At 59.9% G+C, this 17799-nt stretch carries 13 protein-coding genes and 1 pseudogene; 8 read left to right on the forward strand and 6 right to left on the reverse strand.

All coding sequences use genetic code 11. The features are described 5' to 3' along the window. The first annotated feature begins 110 nt into the window (after nt 1-110). From aceE to lpdA, 3 genes are read left to right on the forward strand one after another with little or no spacing between them, the layout of a single operon-like run. A complete protein-coding gene (gene aceE / locus AAGF34_RS19710) occupies nt 111-2810 on the forward strand; it encodes a pyruvate dehydrogenase (acetyl-transferring), homodimeric type (RefSeq protein ID WP_342617405.1) in 2700 nt (899 codons plus the stop codon). 20 nt (nt 2811-2830) lie between these two features. Continuing rightward, on the forward strand, nt 2831-4483 hold the full coding sequence (gene aceF / locus AAGF34_RS19715; RefSeq protein ID WP_342617406.1) for a dihydrolipoyllysine-residue acetyltransferase: 1653 nt from the start codon (nt 2831-2833) through the stop codon (nt 4481-4483). A 14-nt stretch (nt 4484-4497) separates the two neighbouring features. Continuing rightward, nucleotides 4498-6330 (forward strand): dihydrolipoyl dehydrogenase, encoded by a 1833-nt coding sequence (gene lpdA / locus AAGF34_RS19720; RefSeq protein ID WP_342617407.1) that lies wholly within the window; start codon nt 4498-4500, stop codon nt 6328-6330. A 96-nt stretch (nt 6331-6426) separates the two neighbouring features. On the opposite strand, the gene AAGF34_RS19725 is transcribed toward lpdA, so the two are convergent. From AAGF34_RS19725 to AAGF34_RS19735, 3 genes are all read right to left on the reverse strand, one after another. Further along, nucleotides 6427-6906 (reverse strand): hypothetical protein, encoded by a 480-nt coding sequence (locus tag AAGF34_RS19725; RefSeq protein ID WP_342617408.1) that lies wholly within the window; start codon nt 6904-6906, stop codon nt 6427-6429. Then, entirely contained in the window at nt 6903-7130 is a 228-nt protein-coding gene (locus AAGF34_RS19730; RefSeq protein WP_342617409.1) for a (2Fe-2S) ferredoxin domain-containing protein, read from the reverse strand. Before AAGF34_RS19730 ends, AAGF34_RS19725 begins: the two co-directional genes overlap by 4 nt. Before the next feature lie 280 nt (nt 7131-7410). Continuing rightward, the gene (locus tag AAGF34_RS19735; protein WP_342617410.1) at nt 7411-7998 is read right to left on the reverse strand and encodes a DUF1439 domain-containing protein; all 588 of its coding nucleotides are present in this window, start codon (nt 7996-7998) and stop codon (nt 7411-7413) included. A gap of 208 nt (nt 7999-8206) precedes the next feature. Here AAGF34_RS19735 and AAGF34_RS19740 point away from each other — a divergent pair, with 208 nt between their 5' ends. Further along, a complete protein-coding gene (locus AAGF34_RS19740) occupies nt 8207-8674 on the forward strand; it encodes a CreA family protein (RefSeq protein ID WP_342617411.1) in 468 nt (155 codons plus the stop codon). Nucleotides 8675-8680: 6 nt separating this feature from the next. On the opposite strand, the gene AAGF34_RS19745 is transcribed toward AAGF34_RS19740, so the two are convergent. Continuing rightward, a complete protein-coding gene (locus AAGF34_RS19745; protein ID WP_342617412.1) occupies nt 8681-10084 on the reverse strand; it encodes a Fic family protein in 1404 nt (467 codons plus the stop codon). A 187-nt stretch (nt 10085-10271) separates the two neighbouring features. Here AAGF34_RS19745 and AAGF34_RS19750 point away from each other — a divergent pair, with 187 nt between their 5' ends. Further along, nucleotides 10272-10733, forward strand: coding sequence for a hypothetical protein (locus AAGF34_RS19750; protein ID WP_342617413.1), 462 nt, complete (start codon nt 10272-10274; stop codon nt 10731-10733). A 32-nt stretch (nt 10734-10765) separates the two neighbouring features. Here the strand turns inward: AAGF34_RS19750 and AAGF34_RS19755 are convergent. Beyond that, nucleotides 10766-11398 (reverse strand): annotated as a pseudogene (locus AAGF34_RS19755) (DUF2130 domain-containing protein); the annotation flags it as partial. Between the two features lie 238 nt (nt 11399-11636). Between AAGF34_RS19755 and istA the strand changes: the two are divergent. Continuing rightward, nucleotides 11637-13160, forward strand: coding sequence for an IS21 family transposase (istA, locus tag AAGF34_RS19760; protein ID WP_342617259.1), 1524 nt, complete (start codon nt 11637-11639; stop codon nt 13158-13160). Continuing rightward, the gene (gene istB / locus AAGF34_RS19765; RefSeq protein WP_342617414.1) at nt 13153-13938 is read left to right on the forward strand and encodes an IS21-like element helper ATPase IstB; all 786 of its coding nucleotides are present in this window, start codon (nt 13153-13155) and stop codon (nt 13936-13938) included. Before istA ends, istB begins: the two co-directional genes overlap by 8 nt. Before the next feature lie 579 nt (nt 13939-14517). On the opposite strand, the gene AAGF34_RS19770 is transcribed toward istB, so the two are convergent. Then, entirely contained in the window at nt 14518-16326 is a 1809-nt protein-coding gene (locus AAGF34_RS19770) for a 3'-5' exonuclease (protein ID WP_342617415.1), read from the reverse strand. Nucleotides 16327-16541: 215 nt separating this feature from the next. Between AAGF34_RS19770 and AAGF34_RS19775 the strand changes: the two genes are divergently transcribed. Then, entirely contained in the window at nt 16542-17738 is a 1197-nt protein-coding gene (locus AAGF34_RS19775; RefSeq protein ID WP_342617416.1) for a Fic family protein, read from the forward strand. The last annotated feature ends 61 nt before the right edge of the window (nt 17739-17799 follow it).

Raw genomic sequence — 17799 nt, forward strand, 5'->3', positions numbered from 1 at the left:
ATAATGTGAATGTAATAAGCATAACTTGAAATTTTAAAAAAGATGTGAGAAACTTCAGGCGTCGTACTAAATTACGTCGGCGAACCCTCATAAGTAACCAGGAGACAAGAATGTCAGCAGTTCCCCAAAGCCCGGCTAGCAGCGTTGACGCAGATAGCCAGGAGACCCGCGAATGGTTGGACGCCCTGTCCGCCGTGATTCAGCAAGAGGGCCCTGACCGCGCTCACTACCTGCTGGAGCAACTGTTGTCACACGCCCGGCAAAGCAGCCTGGACATGCCGTTCTCGGCCAATACGGCCTACGTGAACACCATTGACAAAGATCAAGAAGAAATTTGCCCCGGCAACATCGAGATTGAAGAGCGCCTGCGCGCCTACATGCGCTGGAACGCCATGGCCATGGTGGTCAAGGCCAACCGCCACCACCCCATCGACGGTGGTGACCTGGGGGGCCACATTGGCTCCTTTGCTTCGCTGGCCCATATGTTTGGTGCAGGCTTCAACCACTTCTGGCATGCCGAGAGTGAAAACCACGGTGGCGACTGCCTCTACATCCAAGGCCACGTGTCACCCGGTGTGTATGCACGCGCCTATCTGGAAGGCCGTCTGACCGAAGAACAACTGCTGAATTTCCGTCAAGAAACCGGCGGCAAGGGGCTGTCGAGCTACCCGCACCCCAAGCTGATGCCCGAGTTCTGGCAGTTCCCCACGGTGTCCATGGGGCTGGGCCCACTGATGGCCATCTACCAGGCCCGCTTCCTCAAATACCTGCATGCCCGGGGCATTGCCAACACTGAAAACCGCAAGGTCTGGGTGTTCTGCGGCGACGGCGAAATGGATGAAGTGGAGTCCTTGGGCGCCATCGGCCTGGCTGCCCGTGAGAAGCTCGACAACCTGGTGTTTGTGATCAACTGCAACCTGCAACGCCTGGACGGCCCGGTGCGCGGCAACGGCAAGATCGTGCAAGAACTCGAAGGCGAGTTCCGCGGCTCCGGCTGGAACGTGATCAAGCTGCTGTGGGGCAGCGAGTGGGATCCGCTGCTGGCGCGCGACACCGACGGTGCCCTGCGCAAGATCATGATGGACACGCTGGACGGCGACTACCAGGCCTTCAAGGCCAACGACGGCGCGTTCGTGCGCAAGAACTTCTTCGGCCGCGATCCCCGCACGCTGGAAATGGTCTCCAAGATGAGCGACGACGCCATCTGGAACCTGCGCCGCGGCGGTCACGATCCCCAAAAGGTGTATGCCGCCTACGCAGCTGCGGTCAAGCACAAGGACCAACCGACCGTGCTGCTGATCAAGACCGTCAAGGGCTTTGGCATGGGCAAGGCCGGGGAAGGCAAGAACAATGTGCACCAGACCAAGAAGCTGACGGACGAGGACATCAAGGCCTTCCGCGACCGCTTCAACATCCCGGTGCCCGACAGCCAGATTGCCGACATCCCGTTCTACAAGCCGGCCGACGACACCCCGGAAATGCAGTACCTACACGAGCGCCGCAAGGCCTTGGGCGGCTACCTGCCGCACCGCCGCGTGAAGGCCGACGAGAGCTTCACCGTGCCGTCACTCGAGACGTTCAAGTCGGTGATGGAGCCCACGGCCGAAGGCCGCGAAATCTCCACCACGCAAGCGTATGTGCGTTTCCTCACGCAACTGTTGCGTGACCAGGCCCTGGGCCCGCGCGTGGTGCCCATTCTGGTGGACGAAGCCCGTACCTTCGGTATGGAAGGTCTGTTCCGCCAGGTCGGTATCTACAACCCCGCAGGTCAGCAGTACACCCCGGTCGACAAGGACCAGGTGATGTACTACCGCGAAGACAAGGCCGGCCAGATCCTGCAAGAAGGCATCAACGAAGCCGGCGGCATGGCCAGCTGGATTGCAGCAGCCACCAGCTACTCCACCAGCAACCGCATCATGGTGCCGTTCTACGTGTACTACTCCATGTTCGGCTTCCAGCGCATTGGCGATCTGGCCTGGGCTGCTGGCGACATGCAAGCGCGCGGCTTCCTGCTGGGCGGCACATCCGGACGCACCACGCTCAATGGCGAAGGTCTGCAGCACGAAGACGGCCACAGCCACATCATGGCTGGCACCATCCCCAACTGCGTCAGCTACGACCCCACCTTCGCGCACGAAGTGGGTGTGATCCTGCACCATGGCTTGAAGCGCATGGTGGAAAAGCAGGACAACGTTTTCTACTACCTCACCCTGCTCAATGAAAACTACGCCATGCCCGGCCTCATCCCTGGCACGGAAGAGCAGATCATCAAGGGCATGTACCTGTGCAAGCCCGGCGCCAAGCTGACGCCGCGCGTGCAACTGCTGGGCTCCGGCACCATCCTGCGCGAGAGCATTGCTGCGCAAGAGCTGCTGGAGAAAGACTGGGGCGTGGCTGCCGACGTGTGGAGCTGCCCGAGCTTCAACGAACTGACCCGCGACGGTCAGGACGCCGAGCGCTGGAACCTGCTGCACCCGCTGGAAACCCCGCGCGTCTCCTTCGTGTCGCAACAGCTCGAAGCCAACAAGGGCCCGGTGGTTGCCTCCACCGATTACATGAAGGCCTATGCCGAGCAGATCCGCCCCTTCATCCCCAAGGGCCGCACCTACAAGGTCCTGGGTACCGACGGCTTTGGCCGCAGCGACTTCCGCAGCAAGCTGCGCGAGCACTTCGAGGTGAACCGCCATTACATCGTCGTGGCCGCACTCAAGGCCCTGAGCGAAGAAGGCACGGTGCCGGTTGCCAAGGTGGCTGAAGCCATCACCAAGTACGGCATCAATGCCGACAAGATCAACCCCCTGTACGCCTAATAAGACCGGAGACAAACCATATGGCACTCGTAGAAGTAAAAGTCCCGGACATTGGCGACTTCGATGAAGTCTCCGTCATCGAAGTGATGGTCAAGGTGGGCGACTCAGTCAAGGCTGAGCAAAGCCTGATCACCGTGGAGTCCGACAAGGCATCCATGGAAATCCCCTCCAGCCACGCTGGCGTGGTCAAGGAAATCAAGGTCGCCCTGGGTGGCAAGATCAAGGAAGGCACTGTGGTGCTGGTGTTGGAAGCGGCGGGCGAAGCATCTGCTGCCGCGCCCGCGGCCAGTGCTCCGGCTCCCGCTGCTGCACCCGTAGCAGCGCCTGCGCCCGTTGCGGCGGCACCTGCGGCTGCTGCCGGTCCGGTGGAAGTGCGTGTTCCCGACATCGGTGACTTCAAGGATGTGGCAGTCATCGAACTGCTGGCCAAGGTGGGCGACACGGTCAAAATCGATCAAGGGCTGATCACTGTGGAGTCCGACAAGGCCTCCATGGAAATCCCCTCCAGCGCCGCCGGCGTGGTCAAGGAACTCAAGGTCAAGCTGGGTGACAAGGTCAATGTGGGCGATCTGGTGGCCATACTGGAAGGCGTGGGTGCTCCCGCAGCCGCCGCTCCAGCAGCGGTTGCAGCGCCCGCACCTGCGGCCGCGGCGCCTGCCGCAGCACCTGCACAAGCTGCAGCGGCTCCGGCGGCAGCAGCAGCGGTACCGGCCCATGTGCCGGGTGCCGCGCCCATCGGTCTGCCGCATGCGTCGCCCTCGGTACGCAAGTTCGCTCGCGAGCTGGGTGTGCCGCTCAGTGAAGTCAAAGGCACCGGTCTCAAGGGCCGCATCACCGAATCCGACGTCCAGAGCTTTACCCGCTCGGTGATGAGCGGTGCGGTGCAGACCCTGGCTGCTGCGGCACAGAACAAGTCCAGTGGCGGTGGCGACGGCGCTGCGTTGGGCCTGATCCCTTGGCCCAAGGTGGACTTTGCCAAGTTCGGCCCGATCGAGCGCAAGGAGATGAGCCGCATCAAGAAGATCAGCGGCGCCAACCTGCTGCGCAACGCGATCATGATTCCGGCCGTCACCAACCACGACGACGCCGACATCACCGATCTGGAAGCCTTCCGCGTCTCCACCAACAAGGAGAATGAGAAGAGCGGCGTCAAAGTCACCATGCTGGCCTTCCTGATCAAGGCCTGTGTGGCCGCGCTCAAGAAGTACCCCGAGTTCAACAGCTCGCTGGACGGCGACGCGATCATCTACAAGAACTACTGGCACATCGGCTTTGCCGCCGACACGCCCAATGGCTTGATGGTCCCGGTCATCAAGGACGCCGACAAGAAGGGCATCTTCCAGATCAGCCAGGAAATGTCCGAGCTGGCCAAGAAGGCCCGCGACGGCAAGCTCAGCCCCGCTGAAATGTCCGGTGCCACTTTCACCATCTCGTCGCTGGGTGGTATTGGCGGGCGTTACTTCACGCCCATCATCAATGCGCCGGAAGTGGCCATCCTGGGCGTGTGCCGCTCCACCACCGAGCCGGTGTGGGACGGCAAGGCCTTCCAGCCGCGCCTGATGCTGCCCCTGTCGCTGGCGTGGGACCACCGCGTGATTGACGGTGCTGCCGCCGCACGCTTCAACGTGTACTTGGCCCAGATCCTCGGCGACTTCCGCCGCGTATTGCTCTAAGCGAAGGAATCGGAATGGCAAACATAGACATCCAGGTTCCCGATATTGGTGACTTCGACGAAGTCACCGTGATTGAGCTGATGGTCAAGGTGGGCGATACCGTCAAGCCGGACCAGAGCCTGATCACTGTGGAGAGCGACAAGGCCTCCATGGAAATTCCCTCCAGCCACGGCGGCGTGGTCAAGGAACTCAAAGTCAAGCTCGGCGACAAGGTCAAGCAAGGCACGCTGGTACTGGTGTTGGAAGGCGAGGGTGCTGCTGCTGCCCCGGCTCCTGCCGCTGCGCCCGCTGCAGCGCCTGCTGCTGCTTCCGCACCGGCAGCCCCCGCGGCTCCCGCGCCCACGGCTTCCAGTTTCGGCGGCAGCGCCGATCTGGAGTGCGACGTGCTGGTTCTGGGCGGCGGCCCCGGCGGCTACAGCGCGGCATTCCGTGCTGCTGACCTGGGCCTCAAGGTCGTCATCGTGGAGCGCTACGCCACACTGGGTGGCGTGTGCCTGAACGTGGGGTGCATCCCGTCCAAGGCGCTGTTGCACGTGGCGGCTGTCATGGACGAAGTCAGCCACATGTCCGACCTGGGCGTGGATTTCGGCAAACCCGTGGTCAACATCGAAAAGCTGCGCGGTCACAAGGAAAAAGTCATTGGCAAGCTCACCGGCGGTCTGGCTGCCATGGCCAAGATGCGCAAGGTCACCACCGTACGCGGCTACGGCGCATTCGTGGGTGCCAACCACCTGGAAGTGGAAGAGACCACGGGCGACGGCCAAGAGAAGACCGGAACCAAGAAAGTGGTGGCGTTCAAAAAGGCCATCATTGCCGCAGGCTCGCAAGCCGTGCGTCTGCCCTTCATGCCCAACGACCCGCGCGTGGTCGACTCCACCGGCGCACTTGCGCTTAAGGATGTGCCCAAGCGCATGCTGATCCTGGGCGGCGGCATCATCGGCCTGGAAATGGGTACGGTGTACAGCACGCTGGGCGCACGCCTGGACGTGGTGGAAATGCTCGACGGCCTGATGCAAGGCGCCGACCGCGACCTGGTCAAGATCTGGCAGAAGATGAACGCCAAGCGCTTCGACAACATCATGCTCAAGACCAAGACCGTGTCCGCACGGGCCTTGCCCGAAGGCATTGAAGTTACTTTTGCGTCGGCGGAAGAGGGCGGCACTGCTCCGGCACCGCAGGTGTACGACCTGGTGCTGCAGGCCGTGGGCCGCACGCCCAACGGCAAGAAGATTGCCGCCGACAAGGCCGGTGTAGCGGTGACGGACCGTGGCTTCATCAACGTCGACATCCAGATGCGCACCAACGTGCCGCACATCTTCGCCATCGGCGACATCGTCGGCCAGCCCATGCTGGCGCACAAGGCGGTGCATGAGGCACACGTGGCAGCAGAAGTCATCGCCGGTGAACTGCAGGGCAACAAGGAGTTGGCATCCGCCGCCTTCAACGCCCGCGTGATCCCCAGCGTGGCCTACACCGACCCCGAAGTGGCTTGGGTGGGTCTCACCGAAGACCTGGCCAAGGCACAAGGCATCAAGGTCAAGAAGGGCCTGTTCCCCTGGACCGCATCGGGCCGCGCCATTGCCAATGGCCGCGACGAAGGCGTCACCAAGCTGCTGTTTGATGACTCCCCCGAAGCCCACGGCCACGGCAAGATCCTGGGCGGCGGCATGGTCGGCACCCACGCGGGCGACATGATCGGCGAAATCGCCCTGGCCATCGAGATGGGCGCAGACGCCGTGGACATCGGCAAGACCATCCACCCGCACCCCACGCTGGGCGAGAGCATTGGCATGGCGGCGGAGATTGCACACGGCAGTTGCACGGATGTGCCGCCACAGCGCAAGTAGGCCAAAGCCTGAAGCTACAAACCCAGTAGTCAGCCGCGCAGGACCCGAAAGGGCTGCGCGGTTTTTTATTGCAACGCCAGTAGCGCCGCTGCAGGTTCAACTGCCTTTAATCAAGGATTCAATCACCCCCGCACCTGTGCCACCTTCAGGGTCAAGGCACTGGACCTTGGCCAGGTAGGCGGTAGCCGATGTCGAATCATCTTGACGCAATCGGATAAAGGCCAGCGCCTTGAGCGTGAACAGCCAAAAGCGTGCAGGCCCAGGAGATGTGAAATCGGCCATGTCGGGTGTCACGGTGCGCCAATCGTCAGGCAAGTGCGCCTGTTTGGCGGCCACAGCCAGGCCTTTGAGCGCGACCCGTTCCGCCTGCTCGAAGTCCGCTTGTCTGGCGTAGAACTTGTAAAGCAAGTAGTACAAAGACGCAGAGTCCGGTGCGCTGACCTGGGCTGTCAACAAGAGCGCCAAGACTTCTTCAGTTGACTCAGCAGCGCGTGCCTGGTCAAGCAGCGGTTTGACCGACTCAGGAACTTCGCCACCGAACAGTTCGGTTGACGGTTCGCCCGTGAGGATGTTCACCAGGTGCCCGCAGACGCCGCCAGGCGTGCCACGACCTCGCCGTCCAAAAGGTGTTTTTGAAAAATTTCCGGCACGTCGTCGACCGTGACCCGGCTGTAGAGCACGCTGTCGGGGAAGACCACCACGTTCACTCCACCTTCGCACGGGCCCAAACAGCCAGAATAGGTGATGCCGACTTTTTCAAAGGCATTGCGGGTTTGCAATTCTTTCCAGAAAGCTTGCAAGACAGCCTGACTGCCTTGCGCTGCGCAGGAGCCGCGGGGATGACCAGGCGGGCGCTGTTGTGAGCAAACAAAAACACTGCGTTCGGGGCGAGACATGGCAAGACTCCAGTGTGACCAGCTTGTTGGTCAAGGGTTGGGTGGATGTCAGGACTACGCATTTTTGGTGCCATACCGAAATGCGCTCAAACCATGTATTTCGGGTGTATTTCCTTGCGACTCAGTCGTCTTTTTGGCGGGTTTGAAGGGGATGCGACAAAGGGCTTGCTAGCGGGGCAATTGCTTAGCTCAACGCCTTGGGAACAAATGCAATCGTCAATCCTTCGTTCGTCACCGTGATGTTGCCAGGCTGCAAGCCCATTGAATCAGGCAACGCCAGGTCCTGCGGGCGAAGCCGGTGCAGCACCACTTCCAGAAGCGTCTGCTCAGCCAGCTGCTGGCCGTAGGTGTTGATCAACTCCACGACGCCGGGCTGCAAGCTGGGGAACTGCAGACGTACCAGGCGCAGCTGGTGCGCCCGCACCGTGCGGTCGGTGGCCTCATAGCGCAATGCAAACTCCACCTCCAGCGTGCCCTGGTGGCTGCGCTGCAGGGCAGGGCCGGCCGCGTTCACCACCATCTCGGCGCTCAGGCGGTTCAGTGCAGGCAGCAGACGCAGCTGCGGCACCTGCACGTCCAGATTCATCAAACCAGCCAGGGGATAGCGCAACGGGAAGCGCTGCGCCACGGCGGACTGCAGCTGCGCGGCAGACACCTTGTAGTTGGGTGGCGCCTGTGGCGCGTCTTCGGCGCCGGGTTGGGCCGGTTGTGCCGAGGCTTGTTGGGCCAGGGGAAGCAAAGCGGGAATCAGCAGAAAGAACCGGCGTCGCATGGATGGACTCCTTTGGGGGGATTGTGCGCTGTCGGGGGCGGCGCGCAAGCAGCGCTACATGCTGCCGCTTCCGACGTGCGTATCTCCACCGACTTCAGGCAGATTGCGGCAGCAAATTCAAACCAACTGAGCCCCTAGCCGCTGGAGGGTTGCGTGTGCATGGGCACACAATGAAGCACCAGCCCCTATTCAACCCAGAGATATTGCAATGAAAACACTATTTGCCTCCCTATTGCTCAGCAGCCTTTCGCTGGCCGCCAGCGCCGAGACCATTGGCGCTGTCAGCACCACCTTCAAACTGCTCAGCCCCAACGACAAGGTGGTGGTCGATGTGTTTGACGACCCCGCGGTGGACGGCGTGGCCTGTTATCTATCGCACGCCAAAACCGGCGGCTACTCTGGCGCGCTGGGCTTGGCAGAAGACACCTCAGACGCTGCCGTGGCCTGCCGTCAGGTGGGCCCCATACGCTTCAAGGAGAAGATCGACAAGCAAGACGAGGTGTTCAAGGCCAGCGCCTCCTTCCTCTTCAAACACGTGCGCGTGGTGCGCATGGTGGATGTGAAGCGCAACGCCTTGGTCTATCTGGTGTACTCCGACAAGATCATCGACGGCAGCCCCAAGAACAACGTAACGGCGGTGGCCGTGCCCGCGGAACTGCCGATTCCGGTGAAGTAACAAGCATCAACCTGCACCGCCATGCCGGTCTTTCCAAGCAGCAAGTTCCAAGGGCCTGATTCCAAAACGCACCGCGTTCCCAGGGTGCAAGGCGGCGAACTCTTCCAGGACCAGTTGTGTGAAATGGGCCTTGTCCGCCACGGCGACCGTGGCGGGCACCCTGGCATTTACAGCGGCAGCGGTTGGGGCCTCGTTGTGTTTGACAATGTTGGCCACTACTTCGCTCAAGGCCTGACGGTAGCGCAGACGAAAAATGTCGGGCGGTACCAGGTTTTGCTTGACCGCCACGTATTGCTGGCATGACCGCTCGTAGGCCCACACAAACACGTCACGCAGCAGCTCCATGCGGTTGAGCTCATACACACCGATCATGGCGTCCACATAGGCCGACTGCGGCACGTCGATGAACGATAGAGGGCACAGGTTATGGCGAATCAGCGGTATGTTGGCCGCAAGCCTGGAGGTGCGTTTATTCACATCCTCAAAAGGCTGCAGGTAGGGCAAGTGCACCATCAGAAAAAACGCCTGCTCGAATGGATCGCCAATTTGCGCCGCCATCTGCATGACGAAGCCAAACAGTTCTTCTATCCGCTGCGGCAGGGCGACAGGTAAATACACACTGCCACCTATCTCTACCGCCCGGCGGCGCAGACGCCCGACGGCTGTGGGGTCGGCCATCAAACCATCCGACAAAAATGCATGCAAGGCAATGATGCAGTCAGGGGTCAGCTGGGCATGCGCAGGGTCAAGCACAAGGTATTCAATGGCCTGCTTGTGGTTCAGAATCATCTGGGTTTCCAGCGCGTTCTTGCCCTCGGCGGCCTGACCAAACTCGATGAGCCGCTCAGTGTCGAGCCTGCTGTAGGTATTGCCTTCTAGCTGCGACGAAGCCCAGGAGAGATCAATCAGCAAGCGGTTGAGAATGTCGCGCGCAAAGGTGCCAGCGGGTGTGTGCTCGGTGCTTGCGCTGCCCATGGCGTGCAACTGGTCTCGCAAATTTTGTGGCAAGTAGGCCGTGTGGTTGGGGTGATATTGCTCCAGAAACGACTGCTTGTAGCCCACTGGGGGGCGCATGGTGCGCGGTTGGCGCACGAATGCTTTGATTGCTTCGCCCTCTGGCGATGTCGGCACGTAGACCTCGGCAACAGCCTGCACCGTGTCCGCTGGCTCATGTGCCGAAAGGAATCCGGTAACTGCCCGCGGGTTGCGCACATAACGCGCTGCTCGCGCTTCGCCCTGCATGTGAACCAGCCCTTGCGCCACCAAAGTGGCCAGCCGACGCTGCAAGGTGCGCCGCTTCAAGCTGTCGCCCAGCGCTTGGGCAATGGCCTCTATTCCCAAACCATCGGGTTGCGCAGCAATCAGCGCGAGCAGTTGGTCTAGCTCGGTTTGTGGCGTAAGGCGTGGCATGTGTTTGGGTTTTAGTGGAATCGCGCCAGTATCGCGCCACTTAAACTGACGCGCAAGATGTATTGCGTCATTTAAAGTGGCGTGCTGCAGCGAATAAGTGCAATATTCACTGCACTTGGCTCCAAGCGGTTGAAATTCCTAGCCTAATCCTTCGAAACCAGCGCCTAAAAGCCCACCGGAACCCACCATGCTCCATTACGTGCTGCACGCTGGCGCAGTCCCCTGGCAAGACCAGTTGCTGTATGCCGGCCTCATCATCGCCCTTTTTGCCGCAGTCTTTTTCGGCCTGTGGTGGCGCAAGCGGGCCCGTCGCCCGCAACACGGTGACTTTGCTGCGCTGGTCCAACAAGGCAACGTCGCACAAGCTCTGGAGGCCCAGGCACAAAGCCCTTTGGAAGACGCGGCCGACGCCTGGCAAGAAACGCGCAAGACCATGCAGAACGCCAAGACCGGCGTAGAGCGTTTTCTGGCACTGATCTGGGCGCTGCTTTCCGGTGTACTGTGTTTGATCAGCGCATTGGCCGTGGCCAGCGATATCTGGCACTTTCCAACGGTAGATTGGGCTTTGTTTGCTTTCTATGCGGCGCTCGGCGTTGTCACTGGCTGGTTCACCCGAGACCAGTGGCGCGTCTTTCGCGGCCGGGTATAGACATACGATCCAGTGCGGTCACACCTACGGCCTCATTCACCGCCAAGGGGAGGGCCACCCGACAACTCCGCAAACTTGGCTGCCATCGTCGGGTTGCCCCGCGTCAGCTTCTTGATCGTCAGGTCGTCGGCCTTGTCGTTGGCCAGGCGCAAGTTGTTGGCGGACTTGTGCAGCGCTTCCTTGGTTTTCTCCAGGTCCTTGATCGCTTCGTCAATGCGTTTGACGACCTCTTCAAAGCCTTCGGAGGCCAGGCGCCAATTGCGCCCAAACGCCGTCTTGAATTCGTCCAGCTGGGTCTCGAACTTTGTGATGTCCACATTCTGCGAGCGCACCAGCGCCAGCTCGGACTTGTATTTCATCGAGGTCAAAGCTGCGTTGCGCAGCAGCGTTATCAGGGGAATAAAGAACTGCGGCCGCACCACGTACATCTTCGGGTAGCGGTGCGAAACATCGACGATGCCGCTGTTGTACAACTCGCTCTCCGGCTCCAGCATGGACACCAGCACCGCGTATTCGCACGCCTTTTCAGTGCGGTCCTTGTCCAGCTCTTTCAGGAAATCTTCGTTCCTCTTCTTGGTTGCCGTCTCGTCGCTCTCGTTCTTCATCTCGAACATGATGGAAACGATCTCGGTGCCCGACTCATCCGACTCACGAAAAATGTAGTCAGCTCCCACCACGTCGCCGGGTAATGCAACAACTTCTTTTCGTTCACTGCAAAGGCGATCCTCAAGCCACTTGAGCCCTTCGCCGATGTATGTTGGACATTTGAGATCACCAAAGTTCTTGCTCTGTTGCCGCTGACCGAAAATTGACAGTCTGAAGCCGAGAGTGCCGATCCAAAATTGACAGGGGTGTTCCACTGCTCTGCTGAAACTTTCAGCAGGGATGTAAAAGGTGATCACCATGGACATGATTGGCAAGGTGCGGCGCATGAAGTTGCGCGACCAACTCTCTGACGGAGAGATTTGCAGAAGGACGGGACTGGCCAGAAACACGGTCAAGAAGTGGCTCAAAGCCCCCGGCGATACAACGCCGAAGTACCAACGCAAGCAGGCGGATGGCAAGCTCACGCCGTTTGAGCCGGTGCTGGTGCAAGCGCTGCGTACGGATGCGCATAGGGCCAAGCACGCACGGCGCAGCGGCAAGGCGCTGTTTGCGCAGATTCAGGCTCAGGGATACCGAGGCGGCTACAGCGCAGTTACTGCCTTCATTCGTGCTTGGCGAGAGGAAAGTGTCAAGGATCCCACCAGGGCTTTTGTTCCACTGAGCTTCGAGCTCGGCGAGGCATTCCAGTTCGATTGGAGTGAGGAGGGGCTGCTGGTTGGTGGGGTGTTTTACAAGATGCAGGTGGCCCATCTGAAGCTATGTGCCAGTCGTGCCTTCTGGCTGGTGGCATACCCTGGCCAGGGTCACGAGATGCTGTTCGACGCGCACACCCGATTATTCCATGCGTTGGGTGGTATTGCCAGGCGTGGCATCTACGACAACATGAAGACGGCGGTTGACAAGGTCAAGAAGGGCAAGGGCCGCATCGTCAACGCACGCTTCTCTGCCATGTGCAGTCATTACCTGTTTGATCCGGACTTCTGCAATGTGGCATCAGGCTGGGAGAAGGGCGTGGTGGAGAAGAACGTTCAGGACAGCCGCAGGCGGATCTGGATTGAGGCTGGCACCAGACGCTTTGGGTCATTCGCTGAACTCAACGCCTGGCTCGGAGAACGATGCCACTCCATCTGGGCGGATACGGTGCATCCCATCCACAAGCAATTCACCGTGGCAGAAATGCTGGAGCTCGAGCGCCCCCATCTCATGTCTATGCCAGTGCTCTTTGATGGCTATGTGGAGAAGCCTGCTCGGGTCAGCAGCACCTGCTTGGTCGCGGTGGCACGCAACCGTTACTCCGTGCCATGCGAATGGGCGGGGCACTTGGTGAGCACCCGGCTGTATCCGAACCGGGTGGATGTTGCCTGCGCGGAAACTATCATCGCCAGTCATGCCCGAACACCTGGCAGCGGTCAGACGACATACGACTGGCAGCACTACATCGAATTGGTGCAACGCAAGCCCGGCGCATTGAGAAACGGGGCACCGTTTCTGGATCTTCCTGCGTCATTACAGCGGTTGCGCAAATCGCTGCTGCGACACCCCGGCGGTGACCGCACGATGGCACAGGTGCTGGCCACCGTTCCACAAGCCGGATTAGACGCGGTTCTGGTGGCGGTGGATCTGGTGCTTGAAGGGGCCACACCCAACGGAAGCGTCAGTGCCGAGCACGTACGCAATGTGCTGGCGCGGCTGAATGCACCACCGGTGCCGGAGCATGCACAGACTGCTCTGCAATTGACCCACCTTCCTATAGCCGATACCGCACGCTACGACCGCCTGCGCCCAACTCATAACGATGATCAAGGAGTCTTCCATGCATGATTCAGAACGAAACGTTCAGAGCGAACTCAAGGCCCTGAGGTTGAATGGTATGGCCACTGCCTGGGCCGATCTCATGGAACAAGATGGTGGCTCAGCAATTCAGAGCTCACGCTGGCTGGTCGAGCATTTGCTCCAGGCAGAGGATGTGGACCGGCATATGCGCTCCATTGCCCACCAGATGAAGTCTGCACGCTTCCCGATTCATCGGGACCTCGCGGGCTTCGACTTCGACGTATCGCAAGTCGACAAGGCGCTCATCAAGAAGCTGGCAGACCTGACCTTCACAGAGGACGCGCAGAACGTTGTATTGATTGGTGGACCCGGCACCGGGAAGACTCACCTCGCAACCGCACTGGGAATCTCTGGCTTGACCCACCACTCAAAGCGTGTGCGGTTCTACTCGACAGTGGATCTGGTCAATGCGTTGGAGCATGAAAAAGCCAAGGGCATTCCGGGACGCATAGCCATGAGTTTGATGCGAATGGACTTGGTCATTCTGGATGAGTTAGGGTACTTGCCATTCAGCCAAGCGGGCGGCGCCTTGCTGTTCCATCTGCTGTCCAAGCTCTATGAACACACCAGCGTTCTGATCACCACCAACCTGACGTTTGCGGAATGGTCTGCCGTGTTCGGGGATGCAAAGATGACTACCGCATTGCTTGATAGGCTTAATCCCTGCAAAGGATCACCTTCGAGCGGGAGGGCATCATCGGCAATCACTTGCGGCTGTGCCAGTCCTTTCTTGGACGGCAACAGTTTGGTCGGATCTAATTTGTAGGCCCTGATTGCAAGGTGTTGAGACAGACTACGACTTAAAAAGTCTGTCAAATTTTTAGGCCATAAGGACAGTGATCCCTCCGGTGCTGCTTCGCGAAGCGCACGCACATTCTGAATCGCCGTGCGATATTCCCGGTAAAGAGCCTCGATGTCTATTGGCTCCAGTCTCATCCTGACACCAAGCAATCCACCTGTCCAATCTAGTGTGGGCAACAGCGCACTCACGTGATGAAGTTCTGTATTTCCGACGTTCAACCAGATGTCGATTGCGGGAAGCAGCGACGACCATTCCGCTGAGGTAACTTGTGTCGAAGCGAGTCCCGTGGAGCTCTCCCACCTTACTCCAATCTCATTAATTGCCTCCCAGTGCGATAGGGTGAAATCTTGAGTTCTGAATCGCTTCCCTTTCTCAACCAAGAACCTTCTCAACGCCAACATTGCCGAAGTCTTTCCACTGTTGTTTGCGCCTACAAATAGTGTTTTTTCGCTGGACAAGTCAATGCGAACTGAAAGTAGTTTGCGGAAATTAGCTATTTCGATGTGTGCGATTTGCATAGTTGTCTCTTACCCTAATGAACCGTTATTTAAGGCGATTTCCAAGTCCGCCTCCACCACCCACCCCCATCACCAACCTCTGTGTAGCCCGCGTAGCCGCCACATAAAACACCCGAGCCGCTTCCTTCTCATCCTCCCCAGGCGCAGGCATATGTCCCACACCCGGCAACGCCACCACCGGAAACTCCAAACCCTTGCTGACCTTCATGGTCATAACCTGAATGGCGTTGGCGCCGGGTCTGAAGTCGCCCGATTTCTTGCGCACGTTGAATGGCAGCTTGCGCTGGTTTAGCGCATGGGCACACAGGTCCATGGCGAAGTAGTCGTGGCACAGGATGGCCATGTCTCCCCAGGCAAAGCCTTCTTGGTGTGCGTGGGCCATTTCATCTGCAATGGCAAAGGCTTCTTCCCGCAGGCTGGGCAGGCGGATGATGAGTGGGGCAGGGCCTTCGCGTCCGCAGCTGATGGGTTTGACCAGTGGGATGCCGTCGTCGTCTTTGTCTTCCGCTGTCAGCAGGTCGGCGGCAACCAGGCTGGCGGTTTGCAGTATCTGTTTGGTGTTGCGGTAGTTGATCTTCAGGATGGTGGTGCGGCCCTGCGCCTGTATGCCCACGCTCTTGAAGCTGAACTGCTTGGAGCGCGAGCGCTCGTAAATGCTTTGCGCGTCGTCGTACAGCACCAGCAGGCTGTTGGTGGCGGGGTCCACCATCTGAGTGACCAGCTTGAGCCACTCGGGGGCAAAGTCATGGCCTTCGTCAATCATTACCGCCTGGTATTGGCCGCTCGGGATTTGGCTGCGCTCCACGGCGCGGATGACGCGCTCCACCAGTTCTTCCGAAAACCGGGGGCCTTGCGGCGGCAGGGCTTGCCCGGAGTATTTGAGCTGGTCGTAGCACCATTTGTGAAAGTGCCGCACATGCACTTTGCCGCCCAAGCCCTTGGCCTGCATCACGCTGTGCAGCTTCACGCCCAGAGGCTCGTTGAAGCAGAGGATGAGGATGGGTTTGCTACTCTGCGTGCTGGCCTGGGCCAGGTACTCGGCGCGGTAGCCCAGGATCATGGTCTTGCCCGAGCCCGCCACGCCGTGGATGACGCGGTGGCCTTCGCCCAGCGAGCGGGCAAGCTGCTCCTGCTGCAGGTCCATCACACGCATGATGCTGGGCAGTTCGGCCTCTTCGTCGTTGTCGTCAAACAGCGTGTCTTGCGCCTGCACCCGCACTTGGGGAAACATGATCCAGCGCACGCGGTCCATCTGCGGCAGGCTCATGACGCCGCGCATCATGAACGGGAACATGTCCCACAACCTGCTTTGCAGTGCTTCGGCTTCCACGCTTTCCAGCATTTCGTCCTGGCACACCACGCGGTGGGGTTCTATGGCGCGGTTCAGTTCTGCCGCGTCAAATTGCCTGCGTGTGATGTTGGTAAACACCACGCCGTAACTCCAGGGGAAAGCCAGCTTGCCAGCGTGCGGGCCATCGGGGTGGACCAGTTGCGTGTCGCGCTCCAGTGACCTGACCACCTGGTGGGCATATTGGCGCGCTTGCTCCAGCGGGTTGATGACGGTCTTGGGGCCGTTGTCGCCCATGATTTCCCAGGTTTGCTTGTCGGCTTGCAGGATGGTGCTGGGCTTCCAGTCTTTCACCTCCAGCACCAGAATGCCGCGGCGCGGGTGCATGATGCAAAAGTCGGGGTGGGTGTTGCGCGGCCCCATGGGCACGTCGTACCAGAGCAGGTAATCGTTATCGAGCTTGCTTTCCAGCCGCTCTGCCAGCCGTCGCTCGCCGCTTGTCATGCGCGCGATACACGAGCCTATTGAAGGTATGAGAGTTGCCATCCCAGAGTCGCTTCCCTTGTTATGGGTGTTTTTATGCGCCCATCATGCTGGCAAAGGTGCAGCATGGCTAGAGGGGAGCGTCGGAAGCGCACTACAGACTGATCGTACTTTGCCGGAAAGTTCGCAAAAAACTTGGCAAAAGTTCTGGTGAAAATTACAAAAAATCATAATAAATCAACCATTTACAAAGTTTCATAACTTGGCAAAATGGTGGCATGTATAGCGAACCCCACCAGTTTGAGCCGTTGCTGCCTGCGGATGCGCACCTGGAGCCGTTGTTGGCCAAGGCGCATGACCTGTCTCGCGCTGCCACGTTGTTGGCGGGCACGCGTGTGCCGCGCGAGCTGCGCACCTTGCTGCGCAGCATGAACTCCTACTACACCAACCGCATTGAGGGGCAGCACACCCGCCCGCATGAGATTGACCAGGCACTGCGCAAAGACTTTTCCAAAGACGCCAAGCTGGCCGCCAAGCAGCGTGTGGCCGTGGCGCATATTGAGGCCGAGGTGGCACTGGAGCAGCGCTTTGCGAGTGGCGATGCCGCCCGTGCGCTGTATTCCACAGAGGCGGTGCAGGTGATTCACCAGGAGTTATTTGGCAGGTTGCCCGCAGAAGACCTGTTTACCGACGAGGGCGAGCCGATTGTGCCGGGGCAATTGCGTCTGCGCGATGTGCGGGTGGGTGAGCACGTGCCGCCAGCTTTTGCCAGCGTGCCCGCATTTTTGCAGCGCTGGGCCAGCTTTTACGGCGGTGTGCGCCGCGGCGAGGCGGCGCTGGTGGCCTTGGCCTGTGCGCACCAGCGTCTGGGGTGGGTTCACCCCTTCATCGATGGCAATGGGCGGGTCATGCGGTTGCACACCCATACGCTGTTGAGCGCGTTGGGCTACACCGGCGGCTTGTGGTCGCCCTTGCGGGGTTTTGCCCGTAGCACGGATCGCTATTACGCGCTGCTGGCCGATGCCGACAGCCTGCGCCGTGGTGATCTGGATGGGCGCGGCAACCTGAGCCAGCAGGCCTTGATAGCTTGGGCCGACTACGTGCTGGAAGTGTGCCTGGATCAGGTGGGTTTCATGGCCAGTATGTTGGACTTTCAAACACTGATGCCGCGCCTGGAGGCGTGCCTGGTGTTCGAGGCCACGGTAGAAAAGTCGGGCGTGCGGCAGGAGTCGCTGCGGGGTTTGCACTACCTGTTTTTGAGTGGCGATGAGATGGCACGGGGCGACTTCAAAGCCATGTTGGGCATGAGCGACCGGGCGGCCACCGACGCGCTGGGGGCGCTTGTGAAGCGCGGTTTGCTCAAGTCAGACTCGCCGCAAGGCAAGGTGCGCTTTGGCCTGCCGCAGCATGCGTTGCGCTTTTTGTTTCCACGGTTGTGGCCGGAGGCGGAAGCAGATGCGGTTAGCGGCACATGATCACCAGACGCCATGCCCAGCTTCATCACTGAGGGCCAGATCAAGCAGGGCCATTGCTCAA

This window comes from Rhodoferax sp. GW822-FHT02A01 (assembly GCF_038784515.1).
Taxonomy (GTDB): domain Bacteria; phylum Pseudomonadota; class Gammaproteobacteria; order Burkholderiales; family Burkholderiaceae_C; genus Allorhodoferax.